Here is a 1443-nt window from a genome sequence, read left to right as displayed (position 1 = left end):
GGTTAAGCCCTCGATCGATTAGTATTCGTCAGCTCCACGTGTTGCCACGCTTCCACCCCGAACCTATCTACCTCATCATCTCTAAGGGATCTTACCAGCTTAATGCTGTGGGAAATCTCATCTCGAGGGGGGCTTCATGCTTAGATGCTTTCAGCACTTATCCCTTCCACACGTAGCTACCCAGCTATGCTCCTGGCGGAACAACTGGTACACCAGCGGTGTGTCCATCCCGGTCCTCTCGTACTAAGGACAGCTCCTCTCAAATTTCCTGCGCCCGCGACGGATAGGGACCGAACTGTCTCACGACGTTCTGAACCCAGCTCGCGTACCGCTTTAATGGGCGAACAGCCCAACCCTTGGGACCTACTTCAGCCCCAGGATGCGATGAGCCGACATCGAGGTGCCAAACCTCCCCGTCGATGTGGACTCTTGGGGGAGATAAGCCTGTTATCCCCAGGGTAGCTTTTATCCGTTGAGCGATGGCCCTTCCATGCGGAACCACCGGATCACTAAGCCCGACTTTCGTCCCTGCTCGACTTGTAGGTCTCGCAGTCAAGCTCCCTTGTGCCTTTACACTCTGCGAATGATTTCCAACCATTCTGAGGGAACCTTTGGGCGCCTCCGTTACACTTTAGGAGGCGACCGCCCCAGTCAAACTGCCCACCTGACACTGTCTCCGCACCGGATCACGGTGCTGGGTTAGAATGTCAGTACAGCCAGGGTAGTATCCCACCGACGCCTCCATCGAACCTGGCGGTCCGACTTCTATGGCTCCTACCTATCCTGTACAAGCTGTACCAAAATCCAATATCAGGCTACAGTAAAGCTCCATGGGGTCTTTCCGTCCTGTCGCGGGTAACCTGCATCTTCACAGGTACTATAATTTCACCGGGTCTCTCGTTGAGACAGTATCCAAGTCGTTGCACCTTTCGTGCGGGTCGGAACTTACCCGACAAGGAATTTCGCTACCTTAGGACCGTTATAGTTACGGCCGCCGTTTACTGGGGCTTCGATTCAGAGCTTCTCCCGTAAGGGATAACCCCTCCTCTTAACCTTCCAGCACCGGGCAGGTGTCAGCCCCTATACTTCGCCTTACGGCTTTGCAGAGACCTGTGTTTTTGCTAAACAGTCGCTTGGATCTTTTCACTGCGGCTCCCCTGGGCTATTCACCCGAGGAAGCACCCCTTCTCCCGAAGTTACGGGGTCATTTTGCCGAGTTCCTTAACGAGAGTTCTCCCGATCGTCTTAGGATTCTCTCCTCGCCTACCTGTGTCGGTTTGCGGTACGGGCACCTCTTTCCTCACTAGAGGCTTTTCTTGGCAGCGTAGAATCAAGGACTTCGGTACTAAATTTCCCTCGCCATCACGACTCAGCCTTCACGGTGAACGGATTTACCTATTCACCAGCCTAATCGCTTGGACGCGCATTTCCAGCAGCGCGCTC

General features: G+C 54.3%; 1 rRNA gene. It reads right to left on the bottom strand.

Annotated elements, in window-relative coordinates:
* Positions 1–1443, bottom strand: a 23S ribosomal RNA gene (locus LCL91_RS21820); the annotation flags it as partial.

It is taken from the genome of Guptibacillus hwajinpoensis, assembly GCF_020171785.1.
Taxonomy (GTDB): domain Bacteria; phylum Bacillota; class Bacilli; order Bacillales; family Guptibacillaceae; genus Guptibacillus; species Guptibacillus sedimenti.
The sequence above is the reverse complement of the archived record's forward strand: the minus strand, read 5'-3'. Positions and strand labels throughout refer to the sequence as shown.